Below are 15692 nucleotides of genomic sequence, written 5' to 3'. Positions count from 1 at the left end.
ATGATCTCCTCAAGTTGCTCGGGCTTGTGCGGTGCTGTTCGCGTGTGGCGTCGGCACGGGCGGACTTGGCGTGCTCGCATGAAGGGCTGTGAAGCAAGCCCGCAACCGAGAATCATCGAAGGGACGGTATCTGGCCCATGAGCCGGCATGACCAGAGGCCCGGCACCGTGATCGCTATGCCGGAGCGCCTGGGCCTTTCCTCGAGAATGCAGGTTTCAAGGACACGGCTACCACGTGCCCGCTTGGTACTGACGGCGCCTGCCGGTGGCGCAATTGCATGAGTTTTGGTGTTCCCCTTCCTACCGAGCGTTGGGTTTCGTCCAAACGCCCGCTCCGCCTCCGTGGATTTTCGCGTCTGTGGTTCATCATTCAAACGGAACTGTGTCGTCGACGGCGACACCCTCTATCCTGACGGAATGACAATCAGGCTCGCCGCTATCGATACCCCTGAGATCTCCAGTCCACGATGGTCCTCTGAGCTGGCGCTTGTGCAAAGAGCCAAGCTCCGGCTGCTGGGGCCGATGAACGCTCGTCCCTTCGAGGTGATCGCTTCGGGTGGTCGGGATCAGAGTGTCTATGGGTGCAAGCTCTGTGTCATCTCCTATCACGGGCAATCGGCCGGGGAGGTCCTGATCGCCGGGGGTCTGACACGGCGCTGGGATGGCGTGCGGCGCAGCTGGTGCAGATGACGACGCGTGCCAGCAAGAGGTGTAAGATGCCTCTCCTGGCCTTTGGATCGAGCACACTTGAGAGGACGGTGAGCTGGATCAGGATCTGCCGCTTTGGTCGCGGGTGGACTGGAGGATGCGATGACTCCAGTACTCGCCGCGAAGACCTGCACCCCCCTGCCGCGGGGGCATTCCACCGCTGTCACCCGAGAAGGTTGAGATCGTGCGAAAGCAGGTGCCGGAGTGGTCGGTTCATGATGACGCCCGCCAGATTGAGCGGACCTACGCGTTCAAGACCTTCGCTGCCGCCTTCGCGTTCGTGCGCAAAGCCGCCGATCTTGCGGAGGCCGAGGGGCATCACCTCGACTTCCGCTTTGGTTGGGGTTATGCCACGATCTCGCTCAAGACCAAGAAAATCAAAGGGCTGCACGAGAACGACTTCATCATGGCGGCGAAGCCCGACAACATTTCTCTCGGTCCTCGATACGACGGGACAGGTGCATCTCCGGATGCGGTGCGTGGTTTCGCGGGAATGCCGATAAGTCGCCAGGAGGATCCATCGGAGCGCTGGCTGTTCATGGCGGAAGCTTGGTACTCGCCTCGGCCGCACCAACGCGAATTCGGCAGCCGTATCTAAACTGAAGCGAAACCCGTGCTGCGCTGCGTGTTCCTTTGAGTGGTGGCAAGATATCAGTGCCGATGGTCTCGCCACCATGGCACTGGTGCACGACGCTTTGCGTAACCCATAATGATCACGACCGCGCCGCGCAGGCCACGTGGGAGACGATCGGGCACATTGGCGCGGAGGCGCCCGGACGGCCGTGATGACATCGGCCAGGGCCCCGGTGCTCGTCAATTTGAACAGAAGGTCGTCGTACTCGTCCTCACTTTCACTGGCGATGAGCGGGCGCTGAGCAATGAGGGATCCGAAATCCGGGGAAGGACGTGGAGGTCGGGGGCGTGGAGGGCAGCTATCTGAGGAGGCGGGGGTGGAGGACTTGGACGGGCTAGACACGGATGCAACGCATCCTCCCTCGTGTCCGGACCACCGCTCGATCCACGTCACTTCAGGGGTGTTTGAACGGCGGGAATGAGGAAGCCGGCTGGTGCACGTCAGTCCAAACGATGAATTCGGAAGAGCCCAGAAACCGAGGGCACGCCAAGTTCCTTGAGGAGGGGCGCCATGAGAGCCATGGCCCTGTAGGTCTGTGAGACGAGCGGATGTCGCGGCTCCTCCTGTTCCTCTCCTGTCGTCAGATCTGATCAGACTGCTCTCGGTTACCGATCGGGTCGCGGAAGCGAACTCCTGGGCCTCCCCCGTTCTCGGGGATGAACTGGAGGCCCGCTCGCTCGAACGCCTCGATCAACATCCGATTGATCCGTTGCGAGAGGCGAGCCGTTTCGTCTTTAACCTCAAAGGCTCCGATCGTGGATCGTGCGACATCCGATGCAGAGGCGAGATCATTCTGCTCCATACCGGCAAGGGCTCGAGCCGCCCGACAGAGGCGGGGTGTCAGACGCACAGTCATCGGTGGGATTGCTGAATGCAAAAATGTTCACCATATACATTTTTCTTGACAAATCGAGGTAAAAAATGTATTTTATGTATATAGATCCTGTTGAGGGTTAGACACATGACTTGCCATCCTCTTCCATTCGCAGTGGCTTCTACCATGCAGAACCCACTGTATCGGAGTAAATCCTGCCCTGCAGTTAAAGCTTTTGAAACTCGGTCTTTCTGGGCCAAGATCTACACGCTCCGCAAGACCGAGCAGGTCTCTCTGATCGCAATCTGGAGCAAGCGGCATAGCCGTCGCTCGCACGTGTGGAGGTCTTTGCAGGAGATAGAAAGTACTTATGCGTGTTCCGTAAGGGCGCCTTCCCGCGATCATTACAGGGAGCAAGTCCAATGACCGGTACGTCTCGTGAACGCGGCTTTGAGGCACAAGGGTCCTCCTCACACGCCTCCGACAGTGCAGGCGTGCCGACTGTTGCCTCGCTGGGTTTACAGGTGCGCCTCGTTTCCATTGATCAGAATCGAGAAAAGGAACTAGCGCGGCTGATCGTTGCTTGTGAAAGCCTGCGGAATGAATGCGAGCGCTTGTTCCGCCGGATTGTTGCGGTGCTGAACGAGGATCGCGGCAGCGCGCAGGATGGTCCCTCCTCACCCTCTGATCGGTGATGGTGACGTCTCATGCCGTACGCAGAGATTCACGACATGGGCACAACAGCGCGTCGGAAGCTCACGCCGCACCGGCGGCTCAAGGTGTGGGAGAGGACGGGCGGGGTATGCATGCTGTGTGATCGCATGATTGATGGCGCACGCGAGCGTTGGATTGCAGAACACATCCGTGCACTTGAACTGGGAGGTGCGGATGACTTGGAAAACCTGGGACCTGCGCATGAGGCGTGCGCGACAGAAAAGACCCGGGATGATCATCGCCGTGCTGCACACGCCAAGCGGCAGAAGATCCGGTTCATTGGCGCTGAAGTGTCCAAGAGGCCAATGCCATTTGGAAAGGCAAGCCCTTGGAAGCGAACCATGTCGGGCAGGATCGTTCCGCGATAGGGGCCCATTCTGCCAAAGGGAGCGGAAAGTTGGGACGTCAACCGGATCCCAGCGCTATCTGTATGTGGGTATCGACCGCTGCTCGCGCTGGGTCCATCTGGCCGTCAAGGACGATGCACTGCCCCTTCAAGATCACGCATGTGCTCACCGACCGCGGCTCGTGCTTCACCGCCGACGGCTTTGCAGAGGCCTGCCGCAAGCTGAAGGTGGTGCAACGCAGGACCAAGCCTTTTATGCCGCAAACTAATGGACTGGCTGAGCGCTTCAATGGTTGGGTGCAGCGCGAGGTGCTGGGCATCACGATCGACAGTTATCGCAAGCTCGAGATCCTGCTCAAGGGCTTCAACCAAGCCTACAACAGGAGACGTCAACGCGTCCTCAAGGACGCCTCACCCGAGCAGGTTGTCCGAAGCCGTACTTACGTACGGGCGCCGGTATTTGGGCGCGCTGCCGGCATTGGGCGTCGATGGGATACGGCAGACGGTTCCATTCGGATTTTTCGATCAGATCACTCCGTTCAAGGAGGGCGAGGTCCTCCTTGAAGCGGCGGCGCTCCTGCCGGACCACGCTCTACGGCAGATCACAATTCGGATCCACGGCGAGAACAGGCATTACACCGCAACGGATTTCCACCAGCGGACGCAATCGCTTCAAGGAGGTCCGAAAGGAGGTCCGAGACGTCGTCGCTCCCATGAGCGGATACCGTGGCGAGGATGTCCTCGACCTGATGTCGTCCTGCGATTTCATCGTGGTTCCATCGGTATGGTGGGAGAACTCACCGGTAGTCATCCAGGAGGCGCGCCTAGCCGGGCGACCGCTTATCTGCTCCAACATCGGTGGAATGTCGGAGAAGGTGGATCTGAGTGTCGATCATGTGTTTCCTGCCAGGAGCCCAGGCGCGCTCGCGAACCTGAACGCAGGGATTGCGACCGGCCAGATTTCACCGGACCAAGCCCACTCGGCGACGCTAGCCGAAGCCCGTGCGGAGAGAGATAATAGACACTTCGCGCAATATCGGACACTTTATCAGACGGTTTAAGGCACCTCACAAGATCTCTGGCACGGTCGAGGCCGATCCAAGACGACCGTGTGACGAGGATGGCAGGGCCAATGGAAAATCTGCGCTCCCTGTCGAGACTTGATGAGACGAGCGGCTCCGCGGCAGTCCGCCGAGGCCTAGCCGACACTTTTGCCTTCGGGGGTTAACTTGTTCGATCTGACACCAGGGTCCCTGGGCTCGAAGAGCCGTTGAGTCGTCCCGGGACTGCATTCTGCGATAAATTAGGCTTAGTGAGCCATAAAAGTTCAGGTGGTTGGTTTGCTGTGAATGCTATCGCGGGGTGTGAATGCCAGATGGTTGCCTTGGAATTGAATTCGCCTTCGTCAGGCTTCTCTGGTCCTCGGTGGTGCCGGCTGAGCCCAACTCCAACCCATCGGGGCGGAAGAATCGTCCTCAATGCATCGCATCGGTGACACTATCCCCCATCTGGGCGGCCTCCGCAGCCAGCAGCAGGGCCTGACCAAGTTCCCTGGCATGGGCAGGAGTCATTGCAACCGGCATGCGGTGCCGGATGCCGTGGGCGAACTCAACTGGAGTTGTGGCGAGTTCAATGACCATCATCGCGTCCCGGCCGTTGATCGTGCCAACCGAAAAACGGGTGAGGGCCCCGATCTTGTCAGTGGGTTGAAGCATCCTGATCTCCAATACTTGTGATCGGGAATCTCTAAACCCATAGCCCCAGCCGTGTCTGCTCTCTGGACAGAGAGTGGATATTGTATCGCGAGTCGCAATGCAGCGGATCAACTTGTGGGGGCGCGCAGACTATCCCGAACTGACCATCCCGATCGGCAGGCTCGCCCGCCGGGGCCGCTTCTGTCGTTGATCTGTTGACCCCATCACTCTTCAGCGGGCGGAGTGTTGGCGACACGGATGCCGGGTGCTAGGACGCCGGCTCTCGATTTTGATCTAAGCGGCTGGCGATGAGTTTGATCAGTGCCCTTTCCTGGCCTTTACTGTACTTGGTCTCAGAATGGGCAATCCGCCTCCTCATGCTCGTCATCATCCCCTTCCGGCGCTCTCCCGAGGCCGCGAAGGGATGGCTCTTGTTCTTCTTCTTTCTGCCCTGGCCAGCACTCTTCCTGTACGTCTTGATTGGACGTCCGAACTATCCCAGGTGGCGGCGGGACAGGTTCGCCCGCATGCCGCAGGTGCTCAAACCGGCCAGGAACAAGATTCGGGACGTAACGGCACAGCAACTCCCCGACCTGCCCGGAAATCTGGTCCAGGCCGCCACCCTGATCGAGAAGCTCGGGCAGTTTCCAAGTCTCGGCGGCAACAGGGCGGAACTACTGCCGGACTATGCGGGGACGATTGACAGGATCGTCGCCGATATCGACCGGGCCCGGTCGCACGTCCACTTGCTCTTCTACATCTTTGCCGACGACCGGTCCGGGAGGGCGGTGATCGAGGCCCTCGTGCGCGCCGTCGATCGCGGGGTTGCGTGCCGGGTTCTCATCGATGCCCTCGGCTCTCGCGCCTGGGCTCCCCGCGTGATCGCGGCTCTCGAGGCCAGTGGCGTGGCGGTGCACCTGGTCCTGCCGGTCAACCTGCTCCGGAGGCGCTCGGCGCGAGCGGACCTCCGCAACCATCGGAAGATCGCCGTGATCGACGGCGAAATCGGGTATGCCGGGTCGCAGAACATCGTCAATGCGGATTTCAACCCTCGCGTCACGAACCAGGAGCTGGTCGTGCGGGTAACGGGCCCAATCGTCCTGGAGCTTCAAGCCGTATTCGTCGCCGACTGGTTCCTCGAAACGGAGGAGGTGCTCGATGCGATGGCGCTTTTCCCCGAACCACGCTCCACCGGCACCATCGTGGCCCAGGTCCTGCCCAGCGGCCCCGATTATCCTGAGGCGGGCGTCGAGCGTCTGGTGGAGGCTCTCGTCCACGGCGCCCGCAGGAGGGTCGTCATCACAACGCCCTACTTCATTCCCAACGAGGCGCTGCTCCATGCCCTCGAAACCGCTGTCCTGCGCGGTGTGGACGTACATCTCGTTTTGTCCCGTCCCGTCGACCAGATCCTGGTGAGCCTGGCTCAGAAATCCTATTATGCGGAACTGCTGGAGGCGGGCGTCAGGATTCATCTTTATCGGGACAAGCTGCTCCACGCGAAGCACCTCACCATCGACAACAGAGTTTCCCTCATCGGCTCCAGCAATATCGACATGCGCTCCTTCACCCTCAACTCGGAAGTGAGCCTTGTCCTGTTCGACCGGGAGTTCAACGCGCATCTGCGTGAGGAGCAGGAGCGCTACTTCGCTGCAAGCGACACCGTCGATCCGGAGACTTGGAGGCGGCGGTCGCTCGCCTCGAAAACGGTCGAGAACATCGCACGCATGCTGAGTCCTCTCCTGTGAGCGCGATCAGCAGAAAGTTCCGCTTGTTCAGATGACGTAGCGGCAAGAGGCAAGTTTAAGTTAACTCCCATGACCTAGAGCTCTCCGCCAATCACAGACAGATCATGGGGGTGCCATGCAGGAAGATACTTCGCTTCCGGACCGGCTCCGGTTTTTTGGGATCGACGATGCCACCTGCTTGGAGCTCCAGGCAGTATGGAAAAATATTGCGGGATCGCTGCAGGGGGTTCTGGAGCGCTTCTACAGCCACGTGCGCGAAGTTCCGCATCTTTCCGCCCTCATCGGAGCGCAGCAGGGGCGTCTCATCCCCGCTCAGGCCCGTCACTGGGAAAGACTGTTCAGCGGCCGGTTCGATGCCGACTACGTGGCGAGCATCCGCCGCATCGGCCTCGTGCACCACAAGATCGGGCTGGAGCCGCGCTGGTATATCGGCGGCTACGCCTTCATCATGAACGAGCTCGTCGGCATCCTGTCCACGAAGCATCGTTTCTCTGGCGCTGTCCTGGCCCGGAAGATCGCCGCGATGAACAAGGCCGTGATGCTCGACATGGACTTTGCAATATCGGTCTACCAGGATGCTCTGGTCGATGAGCGCCAGGCGCGCGGGCGGGCGCTGGCCGGAGCGATCGCGTCGTTCTCCGAGGCTGTCGAGGCGAGCCTCACCATATCGGGAGAGGCGAGCGGGGCCTTGTCGGAGAGCGCTGTGAGCCTGGACGCCGCCACCAGCGCGGCAAGCACCCTGGCGAGCGAGGTGGCGAGCACCGCCGAACAGACGGCCCTCAACATGCAATCGGGTGCCGCGGCCACGGAGCAGCTGGCCGCCTCCGTTCGGGAGATCGGCCAGCAGGCGAGCCGCTCGGCGGATGTCGCGCGCCGGGCTCTGGAGAATGCGCTGCGCACCCGCGGATCCGTTGTCGGTCTGGCCGAGCAGGCAAAGCAGATCGGGGACGTGATCGAGCTGATCGGCCAGATTGCTGCCCAAACGAACCTTCTCGCCCTCAACGCGACCATCGAGGCCGCCCATGCAGGGGAGGCGGGAAAAGGGTTTGCGGTCGTGGCGCAGGAGGTGAAGTCCCTGGCGACCCAAACCGCCAAGGCGACGACCGAGATCGGCTCGCGCATCGGCGCCATTCAGGACGCAACTCAGAAGAATGCTCTCGAGATCGACGAGATCGCACGCATCATCGAAGAGCTCAGCGGAATCGCTACGGCCATCGCGACTGCCGTCGAGGAGCAGGCCGCCGTCACCTCGGAGATCGCGATGAATGTTCAGCAGACGACGGGTCACACCCAAACCGTCGTGCAGCGTATTGAAACCTTGAACGGATCGGCGGCATCTGCGGCGACGGCGTCGCAGCACGTGTTCTCCGCGAAGCAGACGCTGGATCAGCAGTTGCTCCGCCTGAAGGAGGATATCGACCGCTTCCTTGCCGCCGCGCGCGCCGCATAGGGGCGGCATCATTCCGGCGCCGGGACGCCATGCCGGATCGAGCCCGGCATGGCTTCAGCCCTGGTTGGGCGGTCCCGGAAGAACGAACTGGTGGAGCTTGGCCTTCTTGTAAGCACGGTGGAGGCGGAAATAGGCTTCCGCCTCGTCAGCGGGAACGGCCGGGCTGAAGAAAAAGCCTTGGCCGTAGTCGCAGCCGAGTGTCTGAAGGCACTTGAGCTGAGTCCAGTTTTCGAGCCCTTCCGCCACAGTCCGCATCCCAAGGCTCTTCGCCAAACCTAGGGTCGCCCGCACGATGGCCCAGTCGTCCGAATTCGAGGCGAGGTCCGCCACGAAGGAGCGGTCGATCTTGATCTGATCGACGGCATAGCTTTTCAGATGCGTCAGCGATGCGAAGCCGGTGCCGAAATCGTCGAGGGAGATCGAGACGCCGAGCCTCCTCAACTCCGACAAGGTCTCGGAAATCTGCGTGGCCTTGTCGTCGAGAAGAACGGATTCTGTGATTTCCACCGTCAGCTGCGAGGGGGGCAGCTCCTTCTCGGAGAAGATCCTCGCGACTTTCTCGGCATAGTCTCCGCGCTTCAATTCGGGAGCTGTCACGTTGATCGACATCTTGCAGACCGGCATGTCCGACGCACGCCACCGCCTGAGGTCATCGCTGACCCTTTGCAACATGTGCTCACCGAGGAGGATTGCCGCGTCCGCATCCTCGAGCGCAGCCTTGAAATGCGCCGGGTACAGAATGTCCCCGTTGGGCAGGGCCCAGCGTGCGAGAGCCTCAAATCCGTAGGAGCGCCGATCCGACAGCCGCATCTGGGGCTGGTAATAAGGGAGGACCTGCCCGACCTCGACGGCATTCTGGAACGCCGACAGCTGTTGCAGGCGCTCCATCAGAGCAGTCCGCATCTGCGGCGCAAAGAGTTGCGCACGTCCCCGACCTTCGGCCTTCGCGCGGTTCAGGGCGATGTCGGCGCTCTGGATCAGTTCGTCGATGTCGGAACCGTGCTCCGGGAAGAGGGCCACTCCGAGACTCGCGGAGGAACGCAGCTTCGAGGTCTGGTGCCTGATCGACGCCGCCGCGATTTCAAGCATCTTGCCGGCGACGGAGCCCACATCGCTCTCTGACGACAGCCCCGTCAGCATGAGGGCGAATTCATCGCCTCCATAGCGGGCGGCAAGATCGTTGCCTTCCATGAGAGATTGAAGGTTCCGGGCGATCTCGATCAGAACCGCATCGCCAGCCTGATGCCCGAGAGTGTTGTTAAGATCCTTGAAGCGATCGAGCCCCATGAGGAAGAGCGCGATCATGCGGCCGTCCCGGCGGGCCTCGTCGAGCGCGGTGCCGCCGCGGCTCTGAAACTGGCTTCGGCTGCTGAGCCCCGTCAGCGTGTCGGGGCTGGTCGGCTGCTTCAGACGCTGATCGATGGCAGTGCGGGCTGCTTGGACCTGTGCCGCAGGGGACTGGCGCGCGCCCCCCTCCCACGGTTCCTGATCGACGGCATTGGAGCGGGACCTTGGATCGGAATCGCTCGGTTGCGGCGCTGGCTCGGCTCCATGAATCTTCTTCGACACGGCGGTGCCGCCGGTCAGGAGCTGCAGCGTCTCTTTCCCCGGAGAGTCATAAACGGCGAGAATATCGTTGCGCGATAGCAGCATGCGACTCATCGGACTGCCTTCCAGCGCTCAATCTCCGGCTCCTAAGCCAACTCAATTGAACGGCACAAGTAGCCTAAGCTCTCCAAATTCAGGTTGATTGGACGGAAGGTTGCCCATGGATTGATGTTGGATGATGTGAATTAATTTTCATTGAATCGCGCGACGGATCATCCCCGATCCTGCATGAAGGGAGGACATCCAATGGGTATCGGCTGTGCAAGCAGAGATATTAATGAAATATCGTATCTTTCAATAAAAGAACTCTCGCAGGAATACTAAAATTTTATTCGATTTCACCTGTTATTAAATCTAATTGCACAAGCAATAACTCGGGAGAAACCTGAGTACATGCCGTGAGCTTTATTACAAATCGAAAACTCTCCACGCTGACGACTGCGGCCATGATTGCTTTCGTGATCGTGACGGCCGCCGCGCTCTTCGCTGTCGTGTCGCTCCAGAGCTGGTCGGACGTTCACACCAACGCAGTGGCTCAGCAGCAGGCCAATGTCAGGACGTTTACAGGCATTCTCCAGGGTGCCGTCAAAAGCCTCAAGGTCCGCAAGGATGGTTCCGGCGCCATCAACGGCATCATCGTGAACGACGACGCGGTGTTCTACAGCGACGAGTTGGTCGATCGGATCGCCGAGGCCACGCAGGCTCCGGCAACTCTCTTCGTGCGGGACCCGGCGTCCGGCGACTTCATCAGGCGTGCCACGAACATGCGCAACCCGGACGGCTCGCGCGCCGTCGGCACGGCCATGGATCGCAAGGGCGTCGTCTTCCCGGTCGTCTCGTCCGGCCAGACCTATGTCGGGCAGGCCGCCGTGCTGGGCAAGAACTATCTGCTGATCAATCTTCCAGTTTTCGGGCAGAGCGGACAGATCCTCGGAGTGCTCGGTAGCGGTGTCGAGACGACGGAGCTTGCAGCTTCGGCCAACCGTCTGATGTGGCGGATGGGGATCGCCTCCCTCTTTGTCGTCCTGGCCGTCGGTCTGGCTGCCGTTCTTTCGGCCCGCATGCTGTTCCGGCCCATCCCCAAACTGGCGACCGCGATGAAGAGCCTCGCCGATGGCGACACTGCCAGCGAGGTTCCGTATGTGTCGTGGAAGAACGAGATCGGCGTCATGGCGCGGGCGGTCGAGGTCTTCCGCCACAACACCCTCGAGCGCCAGCGCCTGGCCTCTGAACAGGAAGCCGAAAGCGAAGCGACGATGCGCCGCGCATCGAAGCTCGATGAGCTGACCCGCCTCTTCGAGAGCAATGTCTCTGCGCTGACGCAGGGTCTGGCATCCGCCGCTTCGGAGATGGAGGCGACCGCTCAGAGCATGACGAGCACCGCCAACCAGACGAACCAGGAATCCGTGGCAGTCGCGGCCGCAGCGGAGCAGACTTCGGCCAATGTCCAGACGGTGGCGGCAGCGACCGAGGAAATGGCAATCTCCATCCGGGAGATCGCTCAGCAGGTCACGATGTCGACCCGTATCTCCAGCCAGGCAGTCGAGAATGCCGACCGCACGAACGGGATCGTTCAGGCGCTGGCTGCCGGTGCGGAGCGCATAGGCGACGTGGTGACCCTGATCAATGGCCTTGCCTCACAGACGAACCTGCTCGCCCTGAATGCCACCATCGAGGCGGCCAGGGCAGGGGAGGCCGGCCGGGGCTTCGCGGTCGTCGCATCGGAGGTGAAGAACCTCGCCAGCCAGACCGCCAAGGCCACCGAGGAGATCGGGGCGCAGATCACCCAGATCCAGGGAGCCACCACCGAGGCCGTCGGCGCCATTCAGGGCATCCAGAAGATCATCGACGAACTGTCGGCGATTTCCACCGGGATTGCCGCCGCGATGGAGGAGCAGGGGGCTACGACGAGTGAGATCTCCCGCAATGTCCAGGAGGCCGCCCGCGGCACCGAGCAGGTGACCGGCAGCATCGACAATGTAAAGCACGGAGCAGGGGAAACCGGCGCAGCCGCGGCTCAGGTGCTGGGGGCCGCACAGGAGCTGGCCCGGTATGCCGAGAGTCTCGGGCGGGAGGTGAATTCCTTCCTGTCCGGCGTCCGGGCCGCCTGACGAGGCTGTTCCTTCACCGGCCCTTGAAGACCGACCGGCGCGGCAAATCATGTCGCGCTGGTACATGCCACCCCAGAACATGGTGGCGGATCGCAGAAAGCGCCACTCGCATTCCGACCACGTCCCCCCTTCGTTCAGGACGCATCCTCGACCGACCGCATCCGCTGAAGATCCCGGCTCCCGATGGAGCAACGCGATAGGCTGCAACAAGGGGTTGCAAGTCTTCTTCCTCCGCAAGCCCTCAGGTGCCCGCGCCAGCTTCGGGCAAGATTGCAGGCTTAGGCAGGGGGCGGAAGTTATCGACGTTGGAGGATTCCGTGGGAGCGGTCTATCTTTTCGATCTGGCCTCGCGGCAGGCCCAATGGCTTGCCGTCCGTCAGGCGACCGTTGCAGGCAACATCTCGAACGCCAACACTCCTGGCTTCAAAGCACTGGACGTCGAACCGTTCACGAGCGTCCTCAACAAGACCCAGCTCGCCATGGCGGCGACGAGTAGCGGGCACCTCGCGACCGATGCGCCGCACGTTCGCCCGACCAAGGTTAAGGCGACCGACAGCTGGGACACGATGCATTCGGGAAATTCCGTCAGCATCGAGCAGGAAATGGTGAAGGCCGGCGCCATCAACCGTGAGCACAGCCTCAATACGAGCATCGTGAGGGCCTTCCACAGGATGGTCCTGGCAAGCGCGAAGGGTGGACAATGATCGATCCTCTGCAGGCATCCTCCCGGCTGGCCGGCGCGGGCCTCGAGGCGCAGTCGACCCGTCTTCGCGTGATCTCCGAGAATATCGCGAACGCCCAGTCGACTGGCAAGACGGCAGGGTCCGATCCCTACGCCCGCAAGACCATCACCTTCCGCAGCGAGCTCGACAGAGCCCTCGGCGCAGCGTCCGTGCAGGTCAAGGAGGTCGGCGTCGATCAGGCGCCGTTCAAGATGGAATACGACCCAGGCAACCCGGCGGCAGACGAGAACGGCTTCGTGAAGATGCCCAACGTCAACATGCTGATCGAGATGGCCGACATGCGTGAGGCTAACCGCTCCTACGAGGCCAATCTGCAGATGATGAAGCAGGCCCGCTCCATGATCTCGGGACTGATCGACCTGTTGAGGGCATGACAATGATTGACGCGATTTCATCGATTTCGGCGTTTGTGGAGCGTGCCGGAGAGGCGGCGGCGTCCTCGCAGGTAACGAGCCTGCAGAAGGCAGCGCCGGTGGCTCAGGCGGGCCAGAGCGCTGATTTCGGCGACATGATGCTCCAGGTTGCGGCGAAGGCGACCGAAACCCTGAAGGCAGGCGAAGCCGCTGCCATTTCCGGCATCCAGGGCAAAGCCTCGGTGCAGCAGGTCGTCGAGGCCGTCATGGCCGCCGAGCAGACCCTCCAGACGGCCATTGCGATCAGGGACAAGGTCGTGGCCGCCTACCTCGAAATCTCGCGTATGGCTATTTAAGGAGACGGCTATGAGAGCGCTTGCTATCGCTGCCACCGGCATGAATGCCCAACAGCTGAACGTCGAAGTCATCGCGAACAACATCTCGAACGTGAATACCACCGCGTTCAAGGGGGCGAGAGCCGAGTTCACGGATCTTCTCTATCAAGCCGAGCGCCTGCAGGGTGTGCCGAACCAGGCGGGCGAAAACCCGGTCCCGGAAGGCGCCATGCTCGGCCTCGGCGTTCGCTCCGCGGCAATCCGTAACCTGCACCGCCAGGGTTCTCTAACGAACACCACCAACCAGCTGGATCTCGCGATCAACGGCAGGGGCTGGTTTCAGGTGACCAGCCCGAACGGCGAGACGATCTATACCCGTGCGGGATCGTTCAACAAGAACGGCGACGGCCAGCTCGTGACGATCGACGGCTATGCTCTCGAGCCGGCCATCATCATTCCGCCGAATACGATCGACATCAGCATCAATCAGTCCGGCGAGGTCTTCGCGAAGGTCGATGGCGAGGCTCTGCCCCAGAACCTGGGCCAGCTCCAGCTCGCGAATTTCGCCAACGATTCCGGCCTGGAGCCGCTCGGCAACAACTTCTACCGTGAAACGCCTGCCTCGGGCGCGCCTGTCGTCGGCGCCCCTTCGGATGCGGGCTTCGGTGCACTCCACCAGGGCTATCTCGAGGGATCCAACGTGGATCCGGTGAAGGAGATCACCAATCTGATTTCCGCACAGCGAGCCTACGAAATGAACTCGAAGGTCATCCAGGCTGCTGATGACATGGCCGGAACGGTGTCGAAGGGCATCCGCTAGCCGAGCGGAGTGATTGATGATGAACGTGCTTAAAAAACAACCGACGAGAAAACTGCTGGCAGCTCTCGCGATGCTTGTGGTCGGCACGCAGTCAGGGCTGGCGGAGCAACTGGTGCTGCCCGTCCCGTCCGTCACCATCTATCCAGGTGACATCATCAAGGACAGTATGCTGAGGGAAAGGACCTTTCCCCCGAATTTCCGGGCGAGACTGGCTGTCGTGGATTCCACCCTCGCCCTCGTCGGCAAGACGGCGCGGCGCACTCTGCTCCCTGGGGAAGCTATTCCCAGCAACGCCATCGACGAGCCGAAAATCGTCATACGCGGCGCTCCGACAGAAATCATCTTTCAGGAGCAAGGGCTGACCATCACAGCGATGGGCACACCGCTGCAGCCGGGCAGCCTCGGCGAGATGATCAGGGTTCGCAATATCGATACAGGCCGCATTGTTCACGGTGTCGTGCAGGCGGATGGCCGCGTGCGGATTGGTAATTGATCATGTTTCGGTTGTTTGTTTTTTTGATTGCCGCGCTCGTTGCGAGCTCCTCCTACGCTTCCACGCGCATCAAGGACATTGCCGCGGTTCAAGGCGTGCGTGACAACCAGCTCGTTGGTTACGGTCTCGTCATGGGATTGCAGGGAACCGGCGACACGCTGCGCAATTCACAGTTCACCGAACAGTCCCTGCAGTCCATGCTGGACCGGATGGGCGTCAACGTTCGCGATATCCCGCTGCGCACGCGCAACGTTGCGGCGGTGACCGTCACTGCCGATCTTCCGCCCTATGTCGGAACCGGGTCGCGCATCGATGTGACGGTGACATCCCTCGGCGACGCCACATCGCTGAAGGGAGGAACGTTGATGCTGACGGCTCTGATGGGAGCCGACGGGCAGGTCTATGCGGTTGCTCAGGGTCCCGTGGCCGTCTCGGGCTTCTCCGCAGTGGGGCAGGCCGAAACGCTAACCCAGGGCGTTGCAACGGCGGGGCGGATCCCCAACGGCGCGCTGATCGAGCGCGAGGTTGCAGGCTCCTTCCGGGACATGCCGTCCCTCATGCTCGAACTGAAGAACCCGGACTATAAGACCGCGACCCTGATCACGGACGCAATCAACGATTATGCCCTGCGGCGGTACGGTAAGCGCGTTGCATCGCCTCGGGATTATCGAACTGTGGTCCTTCAGAAGCCGCGCGATATCGGCACGACCCGCTTCATGGCCGAGATCGGCGATCTGAGGGTGCAGCCCGACACACCCGCCCGCGTGGTTGTCGACCAGCGGACCGGCACCGTGGTGATCGGCAAGAATGTTCAGATTTCCACCGTCGCCATGACCCACGGCAATCTGACCGTTCGCGTGACGGAGATGCCGCAGGTCTCGCAGCCCGAGCCCTTCTCCGACGGACAGACAGTGGTTGTGCCCCGCACCCAGATCGAGGCCAACGAACAGGACGGCCACCTTGCCGTCATCGGTGGCTCCGACCTCCAGACACTGGTTAAGGGGCTCAACCAGATCGGTCTGAAACCGACGGACATCATTGCGATCCTGCAGGCGGTCAAGACGGCGGGAGCTCTCCAGGCGGAGCTGGTCGTCCAATGACGCTCGTGACACGCACTCTCTCCAC

Annotated in this window: 15 protein-coding genes and 1 pseudogene; 14 read left to right on the top strand and 2 right to left on the bottom strand. The window is 61.3% G+C overall.

All coding sequences use genetic code 11. The features are described 5' to 3' along the window. The first annotated feature begins 891 nt into the window (after window positions 1-891). The 5 genes and pseudogenes from LGR44_RS21870 to LGR44_RS21675 all read left to right on the top strand — a co-directional run bounded on the left by LGR44_RS21870 (window position 892) and on the right by LGR44_RS21675 (window position 4276). Complete coding sequence (locus LGR44_RS21870; RefSeq protein ID WP_319004787.1) at window positions 892-1305, top strand: 4a-hydroxytetrahydrobiopterin dehydratase; 414 nt, start codon at window positions 892-894, stop codon at window positions 1303-1305. Window positions 1306-2577: 1272 nt separating this feature from the next. After that, entirely contained in the window at window positions 2578-2850 is a 273-nt protein-coding gene (locus LGR44_RS00150) for a hypothetical protein (protein WP_226735945.1), read from the top strand. Between the two features lie 12 nt (window positions 2851-2862). Continuing rightward, window positions 2863-3237 (top strand): HNH endonuclease, encoded by a 375-nt coding sequence (locus tag LGR44_RS22015; RefSeq protein WP_404809894.1) that lies wholly within the window; start codon window positions 2863-2865, stop codon window positions 3235-3237. Between the two features lie 25 nt (window positions 3238-3262). Then, a pseudogene (locus LGR44_RS00140) lies at window positions 3263-3653 on the top strand (integrase core domain-containing protein); the annotation flags it as partial. A gap of 275 nt (window positions 3654-3928) precedes the next feature. Then, window positions 3929-4276: a glycosyltransferase gene (locus LGR44_RS21675; protein WP_264196252.1), complete on the top strand. Its 348-nt coding sequence runs from the start codon at window positions 3929-3931 to the stop codon at window positions 4274-4276. 414 nt (window positions 4277-4690) lie between these two features. Here the strand turns inward: LGR44_RS21675 and LGR44_RS00130 are convergent, their stop codons facing one another. Continuing rightward, complete coding sequence (locus LGR44_RS00130) at window positions 4691-4930, bottom strand: hypothetical protein (protein ID WP_226735940.1); 240 nt, start codon at window positions 4928-4930, stop codon at window positions 4691-4693. Window positions 4931-5217: 287 nt separating this feature from the next. Here LGR44_RS00130 and cls point away from each other — a divergent pair, with 287 nt between their 5' ends. Further along, window positions 5218-6654, top strand: coding sequence for a cardiolipin synthase (gene cls / locus LGR44_RS00125; RefSeq protein WP_226735937.1), 1437 nt, complete (start codon window positions 5218-5220; stop codon window positions 6652-6654). Between the two features lie 115 nt (window positions 6655-6769). Further along, a complete protein-coding gene (locus tag LGR44_RS00120) occupies window positions 6770-8104 on the top strand; it encodes a globin-coupled sensor protein (protein ID WP_226735935.1) in 1335 nt (444 codons plus the stop codon). Window positions 8105-8158: 54 nt separating this feature from the next. Here LGR44_RS00120 and LGR44_RS00115 read toward each other — a convergent pair whose 3' ends face one another. Beyond that, the gene (locus tag LGR44_RS00115) at window positions 8159-9766 is read right to left on the bottom strand and encodes a putative bifunctional diguanylate cyclase/phosphodiesterase (RefSeq protein WP_226735933.1); all 1608 of its coding nucleotides are present in this window, start codon (window positions 9764-9766) and stop codon (window positions 8159-8161) included. A gap of 392 nt (window positions 9767-10158) precedes the next feature. Here LGR44_RS00115 and LGR44_RS00110 point away from each other — a divergent pair, with 392 nt between their 5' ends. From LGR44_RS00110 to flgI, 7 genes are all read left to right on the top strand, one after another. Next, entirely contained in the window at window positions 10159-11823 is a 1665-nt protein-coding gene (locus LGR44_RS00110) for a methyl-accepting chemotaxis protein (protein ID WP_226735930.1), read from the top strand. A 317-nt stretch (window positions 11824-12140) separates the two neighbouring features. Then, window positions 12141-12527 (top strand): flagellar basal body rod protein FlgB, encoded by a 387-nt coding sequence (gene flgB, locus LGR44_RS00105; protein WP_226735928.1) that lies wholly within the window; start codon window positions 12141-12143, stop codon window positions 12525-12527. Beyond that, entirely contained in the window at window positions 12524-12940 is a 417-nt protein-coding gene (flgC, locus tag LGR44_RS00100; RefSeq protein WP_226735926.1) for a flagellar basal body rod protein FlgC, read from the top strand. Before flgB ends, flgC begins: the two co-directional genes overlap by 4 nt. A gap of 2 nt (window positions 12941-12942) precedes the next feature. Next, entirely contained in the window at window positions 12943-13275 is a 333-nt protein-coding gene (locus LGR44_RS00095) for a flagellar hook-basal body complex protein FliE (protein ID WP_226737059.1), read from the top strand. Between the two features lie 10 nt (window positions 13276-13285). Further along, window positions 13286-14074: a flagellar basal-body rod protein FlgG gene (flgG, locus tag LGR44_RS00090; protein WP_226735925.1), complete on the top strand. Its 789-nt coding sequence runs from the start codon at window positions 13286-13288 to the stop codon at window positions 14072-14074. A gap of 70 nt (window positions 14075-14144) precedes the next feature. Beyond that, window positions 14145-14567, top strand: a complete 423-nt coding sequence (gene flgA / locus LGR44_RS00085) for a flagellar basal body P-ring formation chaperone FlgA (RefSeq protein ID WP_377034050.1) — start codon at window positions 14145-14147, stop codon at window positions 14565-14567. Between the two features lie 2 nt (window positions 14568-14569). Beyond that, a complete protein-coding gene (flgI, locus tag LGR44_RS00080) occupies window positions 14570-15667 on the top strand; it encodes a flagellar basal body P-ring protein FlgI (RefSeq protein ID WP_226735920.1) in 1098 nt (365 codons plus the stop codon). Window positions 15668-15692 lie beyond the last annotated feature (25 nt).

This window comes from Microvirga lenta (assembly GCF_020532555.1).
In the GTDB taxonomy this organism is placed as follows: Bacteria; Pseudomonadota; Alphaproteobacteria; order Rhizobiales; family Beijerinckiaceae; genus Microvirga; species Microvirga lenta.
Note: the sequence above shows the minus strand (reverse complement) of the source record. Positions and strands in the feature narration are given on the sequence as shown.